The organism is Sphingomonas abaci (assembly GCF_014199625.1).
Classification (GTDB): Bacteria; Pseudomonadota; Alphaproteobacteria; order Sphingomonadales; family Sphingomonadaceae; genus Sphingomonas; species Sphingomonas abaci.
The window spans coordinates 1-13,221 of record NZ_JACHNY010000018.1 but is presented as its reverse complement, the minus strand read 5'-3'; the positions used below and the strand labels follow the sequence as shown (position 1 = coordinate 13,221).

Below are 13,221 nucleotides of genomic sequence, written 5' to 3'. Positions count from 1 at the left end.
CAACCCTAACGTATGTAAACCGGACCGTATCATAGTATGTGGCGATCGGCACTGCCACCCACTCTGATGGGCTCGTGCACAGCAAACTCAAGCTGCGCGAAACAAACAGCCGCTGGATCTTCGCGGCGGAATGCTTCGGCGTGAACGACTGCGATCCGACGTCCGACACGCCTGACCTTCGGCGTCGTGACAAGTGCATCCAGCCGAGCAGAGGCAAGGAACTGGAGGTTCACGCTGATGAGCTTCGGGAAGTGCCCGGGCGGAAGTTTGCGTGCAAGGGCACGCTTCGCTGCCACTTCGAGAAAGGATGCCACAGCTCCGCCATGCAAGGCGGGAAGGAGAGGGCTGCCGATCATGTACTCCACTGGCGTCAAAACAAAGGCGTCACCGCTCTCTGAAATCATGGAGCCTAGCAGCTGCGCGAAGCCGGTCATGGCCCGACAGCCCGATTGATCGAAAAGACGCCTTGGGCAGTCGCGATCAGGTGAGAAGGATCGGTATCCCAGACTTCGGTCCGTACGAACGCACGGCGCTCGGTAGCGTCGTAACAATGCGCCCACGCTGTCGCGGAGCATCTCGCCTCGGGGGACCGCACATGGTCCACCTTCAGGTTGAGGGTCGAGATTGCCAATCGCCTTCCCAGTCGGGACATTACGGCAACGCCGCAGGCCTGATCGATAAGGCTCGTCAACACGCCCGTTGCTAAAGTCTCGTCCTCGTCGGCCAGCTCCTCACGCCAACCGACACGTAGCGAGCTGAGGCCATCGCCGATCGAAACCAACTCCAGGCCAAGCCTGTTGCCCCACGGTATGTCGCCTGGTTGCAGGCTCCAGTCTCCAGCCACGATTCCATCCTCGTCCTGATCAGGCCTTGCCAGCTTAAAAGGCCGCCTTTGCTCCAGCCACCTGGGAAACGGTACGGTTTACATATATGGTCCTGCTTCTTAATGGTTATGGTCTCGCATGGAAACGCGGTCGAACAAATTCCTGGTGCTCGTAGTGACCGGCTTTCTGCTTGGCACGCTCCTGATCTTCACCCTGTGGCTGTTTGATGCACGCGATGGAGACGGCAATCCCTATATGATCCGCTTCACCGGGAGCGTTGCCGGCCTGGAGAAGGGGTCGCCGGTGACCTTCTCGGGCGTACCGGCCGGTCATGTCACATCGATACGGTTCGATAAGGATGACCCGTCAGCGGTTCTCGTCACCGTCAGCCTTGACCCGCGGATCCCCATCGTCGCAGGCGTAAAAGCGTCGATCGCAAGATCGGCACTGGCCGGCACCGCGAACATCAGCCTCGACGGCGCTACATCTGGTGCGCCCCCGATCGTTGCGGCGAGCGACACCGAGCTTCCCGTCATTCCCGCCAAGGAAGGCGGGCTCCTTGGCGGCGGAGGGGACCCCGTCGCACTGGTCGAGAAGATCAGCCGCACCGTGGACTCTGTCTCGCGCAACCTCGACGCCGCTCAGCAGCAGCGGGCCAGCGATCGGCTGGCGGCGCTCGCGGAGAGTTCCGCTGGTTGGGCTGACAAAGCCGGAGCAGCGTCCGATGCTCTCACCGGTGCGCGCGGCCGCGTGATTGCCGTGGGAGACGCCTTGCAGCGATCCGGCGACAGCGCCCAACAACTGAGAGCGGCAGCGGACGAACGCCGCGCGACCGTCCTCGCGAGAGCGAACCGAACATTGTTGAGAGCCCGAGACGGTGCCGATCGATTCACGGCTCGGCTAGAGGCTATTCGACCCACGATACGCGGCACGGCCGCCAAACAGGCCCAACTGCGTGAAACGGTTCGTTCAGCGAGGAACAAGGTCGGTGCTGTCAGGGATGCGGCCGTTCGCATCGATCAGGAGGGACTGGGCGTGGGGGCTCCGTCCCTTCCCATCTACAAGCCGAGGCCACGGCAGTGATCGGCCGCGATACAAGGACAGCCATTGGCTGAGATCTCGCTGGCGGGTGAGCAACCGACCGTCTCCGTTTGATTTCTCGCCAACCGGTCCGGATCGCGCTACTCTCGATCCAGGAGAACGAGATTGAGCGATGACGAAAAGAAACGTCGGCGTCCGAGGAAAATGGGCAGACCGACCACTGAGGATGCGCTCCGCCTGACCTCGCACATCCTCAAGAGCGCTCGCGAGCTGTTTTTCGAACACGGGTTCGACGGCGCCAGTGCCGACATGATCGCCGAACAGGCGCGCATTTCCAAGCGGACCCTGTACGCGCGCTTTGGCAGCAAGGCGCGTGTGTTCGAGGCGGTCATTCTCGACGAGATCGACACGCAGCTGCGGGCGCTCGAACCGTCGGGCAGCGACGAACCCGACATTGGATCGCGACTTGGCGTGATCGCAGATCGGTTGCTCGAGTGGCTCCTGACGCCCCGGATCGCGTCCATGGAACGCGTCGTCATCGCGCAAGCCGTGCGCTTTCCCGCGCTAGCGGCGAACATCCATGACTTCGGTTACCAGCGGGCCGTCCAATGGGTGGCGTCGATCCTCGCCCACGCCGATGCGAAGGGAGAACTGTCGCTGGCGGACCCCGTGTTCGCTGCCGAGCAGTTCGTCACGCTCGTCGTGGTCGCACCCATGCGCCGCGCAGCGCTGGGGCTGTCTCCTCCAGCATACGACGAGGCAGCGCGGGATCGCATTTCGCGCGGCATCGACCTGTTCCTCGATGGCTGCCGCCCGCGGCAGGAGGATGGTTGCAGCGCGTGATGCCCACCACCGACGACGAGTCTCAAATCGGTGAGCGCGCGCGGCTGGCCGAGCTCATCCAGATCATGGGGCGCCATGGGCTGAACGGGCTCGCCTCGCGCCTGGGCCTGCTGCCCGGTCGCTCAGAGCAGCCGGTAGACCTCGGTACGCCCGAGCGGGTCGTCGCGCTGCTGCGAGACCTTGGACCTGTCGCGGTCAAGCTGGGGCAGGTGCTCGCCACCCGCGAAGACCTGCTCGGGCCGGAATGGGTGCGGGCGCTGTCGACGCTGCAGGATCGCGTGACCCCGCTGCCGTTCGAGGCGCTGGAGCCGACGATCCTGGCCGCGCTCGGCTCCCCGATCGCTGATGTGTTCGCGAACTTCAACCGCGAGCCGATCGCGGCGGCGTCGATTGCGCAGGTTCATGCTGCAACCTTGCGCGACGGGACCGAGGTCGTGGTCAAGGTACGCCGGCCGGGGATCGCGGAACGCGTCGATGCCGACCTACGGCTGCTCCGCCGCATCGCGCGGCTCGCGGCCCGGCACTCACCGGAGATCCGCCGCCTCAAGCCCGACGAACTGCTGCGGTTTTTCGCGGAGAGCTTGTCGCAGGAAATGGACCTCAGCGCAGAAGCGGCAGCCTGCGAGAGCATCGGCGCGTTCCTGCAGCCGCTCGGCGTCCGGACGCCGGCCTTCTACTGGGATCAGGTCGGCCGCCGGATCAACGTGCAGGAGCGGCTTGACGGCATGCCCGTCCGCGAGGTTCTTGACGTGGCGGGTGAGGGCGGTGCTGACGTCGCCGGCAGATATGCCGATGCGGTGCTGCGGATGATCATCTTCAACGGTCGGTTCCACGCGGACCCCCATCCCGGCAACGTCTTTGTTCTGGCCGACGGGTCGTTGGCGTTCATCGACTTCGGGGCGGTCGGCGTGCTCAGTCCCGCCCGGCGGAACGAGGTTGTCACGCTCGTCCTTGCCATCGCGGGTGAGGACACACGATCGGTGACGGACGTACTGCTGCAATGGTCGGGCGAGACCGATGTCGATCGCCAGGCGCTGACCCGCGACCTCGACGCGCTGATCGGCCAGTTCCGCGGGGCGGTACTCCAGCAGATCGAGCTCGCCGACATCTTCGGCCGCGTGTTCGCGCTGCTTCGAACCTATCGTCTGGCGCTGCCGCCGGACCTCGCCCTGCTGCTGCGCACCTTGCTGATCGCCGAAGGGTTCGTGCGACGGCTCGATCCCGGCTTTGACATCACCGCGCGCGCCGCACCGATCGCGCGCGAACTGCTGCGGGAGCGGATCGGCCCGGCCGGCCTCAAGCGTGGCGGACGCCGGCTGGCGACAAGCCTTGGCCGTCTGGCCGCCGCCTCGCCCGAGCTGGTGGCCTTCGCCGAGCGGGTTGCGCGGTCGGGTGCGCTGCCGATCGAGTTGCAGAAAGGTGCCGTCTCCTCACCACCGGCATTGCCCCGGGGCGCAGATCCCAACGTCCTGTCCGCCGGCCTGCTGGTCGCCGGCGCGATCCTCCAGCACGACCATGATGTTGTTGGAGCAATCCTGATGGCTTCTGCGATACTCCTTGCCGGCTGCGCTTGGTACGCGAACAGGCAGCGGCGCTGACCTCTTGTTGTCAGCCTTTCATGTACCCAGTCGCGCGCGATTGTTTCGCTACTGATATTTCATCTCCGACGAGCGGAACGAACCAATCGGCTTGGCGTTTTCCGAAAGTAAACCGGTTGGTACCAAAGCAGCTGACCGGTTCGATTGAGCGAGGGGTTCCGCGTGTCCGAACAAACGGTTGACGAGCCGCATCTGCCATCTGAGGGCTGGTCGGACTTCGGTGCCGAGCTCAGCGCGCTTATGCCTAGTCTGGCGCGCTATGCGCGATCGCTGGCCAGGAATCCCGATACTGCACAGGACCTTGTTCAGGAAACCGTGCTGAAAGCCTGGCGCAGCCGCGCATCCTTCGAAGCCGGTACAAATATGAAGGCGTGGACCTTCCGGATCCTTCGCAACTCATTTCTTTCGCAGGTACGCCGTCGAGGCACGGTACAAGTTAGCGAGACCGCCGAACTCGCCGACATTCCGGTGGCGTCGAACCAGGAATCCGTTGTGACGCTGAGCGATGTTCGCCGTCTATGGCCGCGCCTGACGCCTGAGCAGCAGCGGTGCATCAATTTCATCGGGATCGAGGGATTGAGCTATGAGGAGACAGCCACAATCGAGCAGGTTCCCGTCGGCACAATCAAGAGCCGCGTGGTAAGAGGGCGGCAGATGCTGCGCGCACTCCTAGATCACATGAACAGCGATAAGGGATACAAAACGGAATCTCAGGTCGTGGCGGCCGGTGCAACCTGTCAGGCCGAGCCACCAGTTATCGACGAGGTGCACGAGAGACAGATCGAGCTGCTGCAAAGCTGGCGGACGAAGCGTGCGGCCGACCGCTGTTTGGTAGGCTGAGTGGGCCGGGATCTCTTGATCCCGGCTTCGTGCGGCCAATTTCAGGTCCTTTACCGTCTCGGTTAGCAGAAGACCTGTCGCTAGGGATATCGCACAAAAGGACGAAGAGACCACGGCTGGCCGAGCGGATATGTCCTGTGGTCTGCCCTAACAGCCTACATCCTCCAGCGTGTCAGTTGTGCGCTGACTTCCGGGCTGCTCTCCCATCCACCGCCGGGCATCCAGGCGCTTACCCGTCACCGCCGCGGCAGCGTCAGAGCAGAGCCAGAGCAAGGGCGGCACCACGATCTCGGGCGACAGCAGTCCGTCGCGTGCACTATCCGGCAGTCCTTCGGGAATCATGCCGGTCAGCGTCGCGCCCCCCGGCAGGAGCGCGTTCACCGTGATGCCGCTGTCCGCAAGGTCCTGCGCCCAGATCGCGGTCTCCGATTCCAGCGCCGCCTTGGACGGGCCGTAGGGCGAGAAGCCGCGCCGTCGCATCGTCTCGCGGTTCATCGAGATGTTGACGATTCGGCCCCATCCCGCCTCCAGCATGGCGGGGACGGCGGCGCGCGCCATCAGGAACGGGCCGTTGACGTTGGTGTCGGTCACCATGCGCCAAGTGTCGGGGGCGACCTCCCAAAACCGGGTCGGTTCTGTCAGGAAGGTGTCGCTCACATACTTCATGCCGCGCCCGGCATTGTTGACCAGGATGTCGAGCCGGCCGAAGCGCACGAGCGCCGCGCGCACGACTGCGGCACAATCCTCCACCCGCGTCACGTCGGCGAGCAGCGGCCGCACCCGATCGTCGCCGCATGCCCGCTCTGCCTCCCGTGCGACCGCTTCGACCTCGGCGAGTTCGCGCGCGGCGGTGGCGACGACCCGCACGCCGGCCTGCGCCAGCCCGAGCGTCATCGCGCGGCCCAGCCCGCGACCGCCGCCCGTCACGATCGCGACGCGGCCGGCAAGGCCGTGTCCGTCGCTCCCGCTCATCGGTTCAGCGCCTGCATCTGCGGCGCGGCGTAGCGCTCGCCCGCCGTTGCCCCCTTCGGCGCCGCGCGGTCGAGCCGCTCCAGTTCGCCTCGGGTGAGCGTCACGTCGAGCGCGCCGACATTCTCCTCCAGGTAGCCGCGGCGCTTGGTGCCCGGGATCGGCACGATGTCTTCGCCCTGCGCCAGCACCCAGGCGAGCGCCAGCTGGGAAGGGGTGCAGCCCTTCTCCCGCGACATCGCCTCGACCGCCGCGACGAGATCGAGATTGCGCTGGAAGTTCTCGCCCTGGAAGCGGGGGCTGTGCCGGCGATAGTCGTCAGGCGCGAGATCCTCCACCCGCCGGATCGCGCCGGTCAGGAAACCGCGGCCGAGCGGGCTGTACGGCACGAAGCCGATGCCGAGCTCGCGCACCGTGTCGAGGATCTCGCCCTCGGGATCGCGGCTCCACAGCGAATATTCGGTCTGCAGCGCCGCGATCGGATGCACGGCGTGCGCGCGCCTGACCGTGGCGGGCGCCGCTTCGGAGAGGCCGAGGTGGCGCACCTTGCCCTCGCGGACCAGCCCGGCCATCGCGCCCACCGTGTCCTCGATCGGCGTGTCGGGGTCGACGCGGTGCTGATAGTAGAGGTCGATCGTCTCGACGCCGAGCCGTCGCAGGCTCGCCTCGCAGGCGGAGCGGACGTAATCCGGGCGCCCGCACACGCCCTTGAAGGTGCCGTCCTCGCCGCGAACGTTGCCGAACTTGGTGGCGAGAACCACCGCGTCGCGGCGATCGCGGATCGCACGCCCGACCAACTCCTCGTTACGGCCTACCCCGTACATGTCGGCGGTGTCCAGAAACGTCACGCCGAGATCGATCGCGCGCTGAATGGTCGCGACCGCCTCGGCTTCGTCGGCCTGCCCATAGAATTCGGACATGCCCATGCAACCGAGGCCCAGCGCAGATACGCGCAGCCCGTCGCCCAGCTTTCGTTGCTCAAGCACCAATTATCTCCTGTTGTAAGATCATGCCGGTTGGCCAGTCGTCGGTAGCAAGGCGGGCCGGCACCGGTTCAGCCTTCAGACAGCAACTGCTCGGCGAGCTGGCTGTGCTTTTCGTCGGCCTGCTTGGCCTCGTCCGCGCACGCCTTCATGTCGCGCGCCGCATCGTCCATGCCGGTCTGCCGGCAGTAATTGGCCATGGTCCCGAACGAAGCGATCCAGTAATGAAGCGCGAGCTGCCCGCTGGCGATGATGCCGAGGTCGCGTGAGGCATCGTCCGGTGCCGCTTCGCGGATCCTGCGGCTCACCTCGTAATGCGCTTCGAGCACAGGGTTGTCCTGCTGATCGGCCGGGCCCGCCTGCTCGGCGGCGCGACGGATGCGGTCCGCCCATTGGCGGGAAGTCCGGTTGCCCTCTTCGAGCGCGGATCGCAGCGCCGGGTGGCGCGCGTCGTTGTTGATCTCGTCGGTCGCCTTGGCGGCGACGTCGCTGCCGGCCCGCATCGCGGACAATCCTTGCGCGACCAGCTTCTTCAGGTTGTTCTCGTTCATCAGGTTCGTCCTCGTCCTGCCGTGCCTCGTTCAGGCACGGTGAGGGATTCTAATCTCGTCGCTCCGTTCTGTTCCGTCGGTCCTTCCTCGATCAGAGCGCAATCAATGTTTGGAGCTCATGGCCGACCTCCCGGCCTGCACCTCCTGCGGCTTGCAGGAGCGGGCTGCGTGAACCAGCGCGGCAGGGCAGGCATGCGGGAAGCTCGGACCGGCGTTGCAGGCGTGAATAGCGTCGTAAGCGGTCCGAACCGAGCCGAAGCGGACCTTCTTGAGAGCCTTCCCGACAGGAGCATGCTGACGGTGGCTCCAGGCTGAAGTGATTGGACGGAGGCGCTGCAGTGACGGGAGCCCGCGGAAAATATCGCTCAGATGCTTAACATAATCTATGTTATCGGACCGGAAGCGTAACGGCTTTTTAGGTGTCTCACGCGGCCCCGATCGCCGCGGGCGCTTCGATCAGCCATCGCCCGACGATCCGCTCGAAGTCGACATACGGAATCCGATCGGGGTCGAACTCTAGCACGGCCGCCAAATCGGGCAAATCGGCCAGAAACGCCTCATAGACGCGCTGCACGCGGTCGGCGCTCGGCAACTCGCGGCGCGACACGTTGGCGAGCCAATCACGCGCCTCGCGGAGCGCCCGAGCCGGGTCGCCGCCATGCTCGTGGATGTCCATGCCGGCCAGATCGGAGATGAAACGCTGGTAGCGGAACTGCTCGACGTCGAGGATCAGGACACGCTTGGCTTTCTGATGTTTGCCGCCGTACCGCTTGGCGCCAAGGAACAGCCCGAGTTCGAGCGGCATGTTGAAGCGCGGCAGGTTGTTAACCGCGTCCAGCTCGGTGCGCGACAGGTCATGGATGCCGTAGCGGCACTGTTCGATCAGCGCAAAAATCTTGTCGATCCGGGTCTGGCCACCGTCATCTAGCTCGCGCGCCGAGCGCGGGCGAAAGCCGCAGACGAGGATGGCAAAGATCAGCGCCCGGAACGTCGGCGCGAACGCGTCGTCGAAGGGACAATTGATGAAGACGTCGTCCGTCGACGTCTGGACGGCCGGCAAGCTACTTCTTCTTGGCCAAAACGCTCTTCACTGCCGCGGCGATACGCTGGTCGGAGACGGTCGCCTTTTTGGTCGCCACCGGCGCCAGAACGTAACGGCCCGTCGCTGCGCTGCGCCCGAGCACGCCCGGCTTGCTGCCCTTGGTGGTGATCGTGTCGGACCTGGTCGCCATGACGGTAATATGCGCCTCCCCTCCCCGCCGCGCAAGCGGCGTCCATGGCGCCGGCCCGACTAGCGCCATCGTTCCCCATCGCCGACATCGAAGCTGATTGCATCGGCAAAGGGCCGGAGCACCTCGCTGGGAATCGCGTAGGTGATCGGCAGGCTGATCTCGCCCGCGGTGAGCCCGCTCGTTACCATGCCGAGCACCGCACCCGTCCTCGAGTCACACACCACGCCACCGCTGATGCCGCCAAGCGCCACCGAGCTGATCTGGAACAGTCGCGTCTCACCGCGCTGTATCGCCGGGATTACTGCGCTGACGATCCCTTCGAAAAAGGAGGGTTGGACCAGCCCGCGGTTGGTCGCGTTCGAGAAAAACATCGCCTTGCCGAGTGGGAAACCGCCGATCAGCACCCGGTCGCCTACCCCGACCTTGGTCGAGTCGCCCCAGGTAACCGGCGGCACGTTGTAGGGGGCCTCCTCGCTCTCGGTCGCAGGACAGATCAGGATGCCGGCGTCGATCCCCGGTCCGCCATTCTCGAATCGTTGGTCATAGTAGCGCATGACGGCCGCGAACGGGTACGGCCGTTGCGCCTCTACGCCGTTCAGCCGGCTGTTCGCCCAGAGGTACGCTTCATGCTCCTTTAAGCGGAGCGCTTCCACGACGTGCCAGCAGGTGTAGAGCTTGCCGCGCCCGACCTGAAAGGCGGTGCCCTGAATGTCCATGACCCAGTCCTCATGGACGGGATCCTGGATCGCGATATGGAGCGCGAGGTCGCCCTTAGGCACGCCCGCCTTGTTACCGACGGGTACGATTGATCGTGCGAGGCGGGAGATTGGCGTGTCACGCCCGCGCGACGCCCAGGGCACGCGCTCGAGCGCCTCCTTCAGATCGACCGGTTTCGAAGCAGGCCTTCGATTGCGCTCGGCCACGAACGCTCAGAGCCTATCCTTCAGCGCCTTGGCCGGCGTAAACGTCAGCTTCTTCGACGGCGCGATCGTGATCGCCTCGCCCGTGGCCGGATTGCGGCCGCTGCGCTCGCTCATGCTCTTCACCTTGAACTTGCCGAAACCCGGCAGGTTGATCTCGTCACCCGCCGCGGCTGCCTGGCCGATCGCGTTCAGCGCCGCGTCGAGCAGTTCGCGCGCCTGCTTCTCCGTCGTGCCGAGCTGGTCGGCGACCTGCTTGGCGAGATCCTTGGTGTTCATGCTGTCCGCTTCCCCTGTTTGCCGAGCCGATGTCATAGCGGCGAAGCCACCCGCGGCAAACCGTCGCTCCGCCCGTTGCCGACCGGGATCGCCGTCCCGCTTCAGCCGTGAGTCCTCAGGCAGGAAGGTCCGCCAGACTGCCGCGCCAACCTGGATCTCCGGGGCGCCTGATCAGGCTGGTGAAGCCGAGCTCCGCCCGGATCGCCTCAAAGCGTGCAAGTACATCATCGACGTCGATCCCTGATGCTTCATGCAGGACGCGCATGCGTTCCCGCAGGGCTGCCGGCCACCGCTCGCTGCCTCGGATCAGCATGGCCTGCACGCGTGTCGTGGCGTTCTCGAATAACCACTCGAGCTTCTGGGTCTTGACTTCGGAACCCGACGACCTAGTCCAGTACCAAAGGGAGAACAGCACGCTAATCTCCTCGCGCGAGATGATTGCGATCACCGCGCACAGTACCTTGGCCCTCATTCTCGGTGAAAGCTTGGGGAAGGAAGCGTCCGCCCAATTGCGAGGCCGGTGATGCGGAACAGCGCCGATGAACTCGCTTTGATATCGGTTGATCAAGCTGGTTTGGTCCAGATTGCGCGCGAGCAGCGCCTTTGTCAGATCGTCGAGCAGAGCCAGGAACTCGGACGGCTGGACCTCGCCTACCCCGAACCAGTGCGACGGATGGCCGAGCCAGGCGGCTCGCAAGCATTTCTCAAATGCCAGCAGCATCTCGAACTGTCGGGCGCCGCGCCGATCGTCGCTGGCCCACTCGCTGGCGGGGACACGATGGACAATGGTGTGAAGGAGCTTGCGGCAGTCGGGGCAGATCAGTTCGGTCGCGCCGTTGATGTGCACAAAGGTCGGCCCGCGAGTGGGCACGCAGCTGCGGCAGCCTTCATACCGCCACCGCAAATGACGATGACAGAGGACCAGCGGCAGAGCTGTGTCGCGATCAAGGTAAGCCCCGCCTGCCTTTCGACCTTCTTCAAGGCAAGTGGGACACCAGCAAGAGTGCAGAGGGTCCAGGGCATGTCTGGCCCGATCGGTGCAGCGCAGCCAATCCACGGCAAGGTTCGGCCAAGCCCGTCGGAGTTCCAGCGCGGCCACGCATTCCGGAGCCAATGCGAACGCCTCAGCGATACGATCCCGCTCGCCGGAATCGAGTTCGACGTCCACGCCGCCAGGAGCGACGTCGCCGTTCCGCAGCAGGCTGGCACGCAACCCCTCCACTTCCATGTCGTAGACCGCCGCAGTTCTGCCCAGCCAGGACGAGATCAGCTCGTCCGGATGCGGACGCGGGGCGACCGGCAGCGGGGATGCGTCGACTACCATCGCTCATGCAGTGCCCACCGCGCCCGACCCTGGCCGCCCTCGTCGTTTCGCGATCTCCTTCATGGTGACGCTGGGAAGGACAAGATCATCGGCGTCCAAGTCTTCGGGACCGATCATCTCCGCGCCCCGCCGGATCGCCCGAACGGCGAGGTTCTCAACAAGCCGGAAAATACGGCCGGTATTCCCGTCGGTCAGCTCCAGCAGCCTGGCCCTGAACAAGTCCTCGGCGAGCGGCGACGGATTTCGGAGCGGCAGGATGGCGGCCAGCGTCACCAAGAGCAGCCGAAAGGCTTCGTCATCTCGCCAGCGCACGAGCTCGATCGCATCGAAGCGATCGGCGAGCGCTGCGTCCGTCAAGAGCGCCGCCCTCGCCTCGTGGTTGCCCGTGCAGACCAATGGCATTCGCAGGTCGTTGGCGAAGTAGCGGATCGTGTTCAGGAAAATGCGTTGCTGGCGCGGTGTGCAGGCCAGCATATGGTTGATCTCGTCAAGTAACAGCATGCGCGCGCCGACCTGCCCCATCAACCGGCGCGTAAGCTGCCGGGCGCGTCCGAGATCGGACCCACCAGCGAAGCCCGCACCCAGCGCGGCCAGGATCTCGTCGTAGAACTCGCCCTCGGTCGGCTCCGGCGGCAGCTGCACGGCGACGACCGGGACGGTCGCCAGCCCCGTTCTGTCATCGAAGGTGCGCGGGTTTTCGTCCGCGAACCGCTCGACGATATGCGATTTGCCCATCCCTGTTTGCCCGAAGACGAGAAGGCAGGGCATGCGGGTGCGAGGCGGGTGCGCCAGCAACTCGCCCAGCATCGACCGGACCTTCTCCGCCTTCGGAAAACCGACCCAGCGATCCTTGCGTATCCATGCGACACGCTCATCGTCCGGCCAGAGCGCCTGGTCGCGGTAGCCTTCCGCCAGATGCGCGAATTTGGTCATCCTCTCTTCTCGTCGACCAAGAACGGAAGGTCGCCCAGTGGAGGCGCGGGTGGCGGGCATTGGCCAGACACAGGCGCCGGCTGGGCACGCTTTGGCAGATCAGAGTGCTTGGCCGCGCGGACGCGTTGAGCGTCCGCGAGCGCCGTCGCGGTGCGCTGCATGGCGAGCCGGGCCGCCTTAGTCTTGCGGGCAGCCTCGGCGACGATGAAGCGCTGCGTCTCGACAGCGTCAAAGATGAGCTGCTCGTTGACAGCCCCGCGGCCCCGCTCGCGCAGGGTACGCTGCGCCTCCAGCTGCTCCCAGCGGGTGATCGCTGGCCGGCGAAGGTCGCGGTACGGCACCTCAAGATGGTCACCGTCCGGCAGCTCGAGCCAGATCCGTGAAAGGTCGCGCGGGTCCCACCGGACGGGCAGCTTGCCGCCGGGTCGGGTGTAATGGCAGGACAACGCATCATCCCAATAGTGGGTATTGAACAGCTCGATCCCTTCGCGCGTGACCGCCCGCACCTCGCAGGGCAGAAAGTCGAACAGGAACGCGGCCGGATCAGCGGGCAGCCGCATGAGTTCCGTCCGTCGCTCAACCGCTTCGTCCCAAGCGGTCGCAGGCGGGATGCCGAGCCCGCGGTGAATATCTGCGTGGTACGGCCCGATAATTTCCCCGGCGAGCCAGGCCTCGATCTCCGCCAGCGTCATGCACGCCTTACCTTCGGCCTGGTAGTCGCCGCGCTCGGCGACGTTGGAAAAAGTGGTGCCGGGCAACAGGTGGACGGCGCCCATCATCGTCCCGATCTGAACCGCGCCGGGTTTGTCGGAGGCCCCAACTCCTGAGAGGAAGGGGCTATGACGAGCAAGACGACGAACAAGTTTTCACCTGAGGTGCGCGCG

The 13,221-nt window shown here is 65.3% G+C and carries 16 protein-coding genes; 4 read left to right on the top strand and 12 right to left on the bottom strand.

Translation table 11 applies throughout. From position 1 onward, the window contains the following. Nucleotides 1-29: 29 nt before the first annotated feature. Nucleotides 30-434: a PaaI family thioesterase gene (locus GGQ96_RS19885; RefSeq protein WP_018251277.1), complete on the bottom strand. Its 405-nt coding sequence runs from the start codon at nt 432-434 to the stop codon at nt 30-32. After that, a complete protein-coding gene (locus GGQ96_RS21890) occupies nt 431-694 on the bottom strand; it encodes a PaaI family thioesterase (protein WP_350027542.1) in 264 nt (87 codons plus the stop codon). The genes GGQ96_RS19885 and GGQ96_RS21890 overlap by 4 nt, the downstream gene beginning before the upstream one ends. Nucleotides 695-962: 268 nt before the next feature. On the opposite strand from GGQ96_RS21890, the gene GGQ96_RS19875 reads away from it, so the two are divergent. From GGQ96_RS19875 to GGQ96_RS19860, 4 genes are all read left to right on the top strand, one after another. Further along, nucleotides 963-1,907: an MlaD family protein gene (locus tag GGQ96_RS19875; RefSeq protein WP_184117023.1), complete on the top strand. Its 945-nt coding sequence runs from the start codon at nt 963-965 to the stop codon at nt 1,905-1,907. A gap of 123 nt (nt 1,908-2,030) precedes the next feature. After that, complete coding sequence (locus tag GGQ96_RS19870) at nt 2,031-2,708, top strand: TetR/AcrR family transcriptional regulator (RefSeq protein ID WP_145147061.1); 678 nt, start codon at nt 2,031-2,033, stop codon at nt 2,706-2,708. Beyond that, on the top strand, nt 2,708-4,306 hold the full coding sequence (locus GGQ96_RS19865) for an ABC1 kinase family protein (protein WP_018251273.1): 1,599 nt from the start codon (nt 2,708-2,710) through the stop codon (nt 4,304-4,306). Before GGQ96_RS19870 ends, GGQ96_RS19865 begins: the two co-directional genes overlap by 1 nt. Nucleotides 4,307-4,468: 162 nt before the next feature. Further along, complete coding sequence (locus tag GGQ96_RS19860; protein WP_237751636.1) at nt 4,469-5,146, top strand: sigma-70 family RNA polymerase sigma factor; 678 nt, start codon at nt 4,469-4,471, stop codon at nt 5,144-5,146. 147 nt (nt 5,147-5,293) lie between these two features. On the opposite strand, the gene GGQ96_RS19855 is transcribed toward GGQ96_RS19860, so the two are convergent. From GGQ96_RS19855 to GGQ96_RS19810, 10 genes are all read right to left on the bottom strand, one after another. Next, on the bottom strand, nt 5,294-6,118 hold the full coding sequence (locus GGQ96_RS19855; protein ID WP_018251271.1) for an SDR family NAD(P)-dependent oxidoreductase: 825 nt from the start codon (nt 6,116-6,118) through the stop codon (nt 5,294-5,296). Next, nucleotides 6,115-7,101 (bottom strand): aldo/keto reductase, encoded by a 987-nt coding sequence (locus tag GGQ96_RS19850; protein ID WP_030541330.1) that lies wholly within the window; start codon nt 7,099-7,101, stop codon nt 6,115-6,117. Before GGQ96_RS19850 ends, GGQ96_RS19855 begins: the two co-directional genes overlap by 4 nt. Before the next feature lie 68 nt (nt 7,102-7,169). Further along, nucleotides 7,170-7,601: a DUF892 family protein gene (locus GGQ96_RS19845; protein WP_203234444.1), complete on the bottom strand. Its 432-nt coding sequence runs from the start codon at nt 7,599-7,601 to the stop codon at nt 7,170-7,172. 472 nt (nt 7,602-8,073) lie between these two features. Next, nucleotides 8,074-8,709 (bottom strand): hypothetical protein, encoded by a 636-nt coding sequence (locus GGQ96_RS19840; protein WP_093067984.1) that lies wholly within the window; start codon nt 8,707-8,709, stop codon nt 8,074-8,076. Between the two features lies 1 nt (nt 8,710). Continuing rightward, nucleotides 8,711-8,881 carry a hypothetical protein gene (locus tag GGQ96_RS19835; protein WP_225883565.1) on the bottom strand — a complete coding sequence of 57 codons (171 nt, stop codon included), beginning with the start codon at nt 8,879-8,881 and terminating at the stop codon, nt 8,711-8,713. A 59-nt stretch (nt 8,882-8,940) separates the two neighbouring features. Further along, entirely contained in the window at nt 8,941-9,804 is an 864-nt protein-coding gene (locus tag GGQ96_RS19830) for a S1 family peptidase (protein ID WP_225883566.1), read from the bottom strand. A gap of 6 nt (nt 9,805-9,810) precedes the next feature. Then, nucleotides 9,811-10,080: an HU family DNA-binding protein gene (locus GGQ96_RS19825; protein ID WP_093067990.1), complete on the bottom strand. Its 270-nt coding sequence runs from the start codon at nt 10,078-10,080 to the stop codon at nt 9,811-9,813. Between the two features lie 115 nt (nt 10,081-10,195). Next, complete coding sequence (locus tag GGQ96_RS19820) at nt 10,196-11,404, bottom strand: TniQ family protein (protein WP_093067992.1); 1,209 nt, start codon at nt 11,402-11,404, stop codon at nt 10,196-10,198. Nucleotides 11,405-11,407: 3 nt separating this feature from the next. Further along, on the bottom strand, nt 11,408-12,337 hold the full coding sequence (locus GGQ96_RS19815) for a TniB family NTP-binding protein (protein WP_093067995.1): 930 nt from the start codon (nt 12,335-12,337) through the stop codon (nt 11,408-11,410). Next, nucleotides 12,334-13,116: a Mu transposase C-terminal domain-containing protein gene (locus tag GGQ96_RS19810; protein WP_184117022.1), complete on the bottom strand. Its 783-nt coding sequence runs from the start codon at nt 13,114-13,116 to the stop codon at nt 12,334-12,336. The genes GGQ96_RS19815 and GGQ96_RS19810 overlap by 4 nt, the downstream gene beginning before the upstream one ends. Between the last annotated feature and the right edge of the window lie 105 nt (nt 13,117-13,221).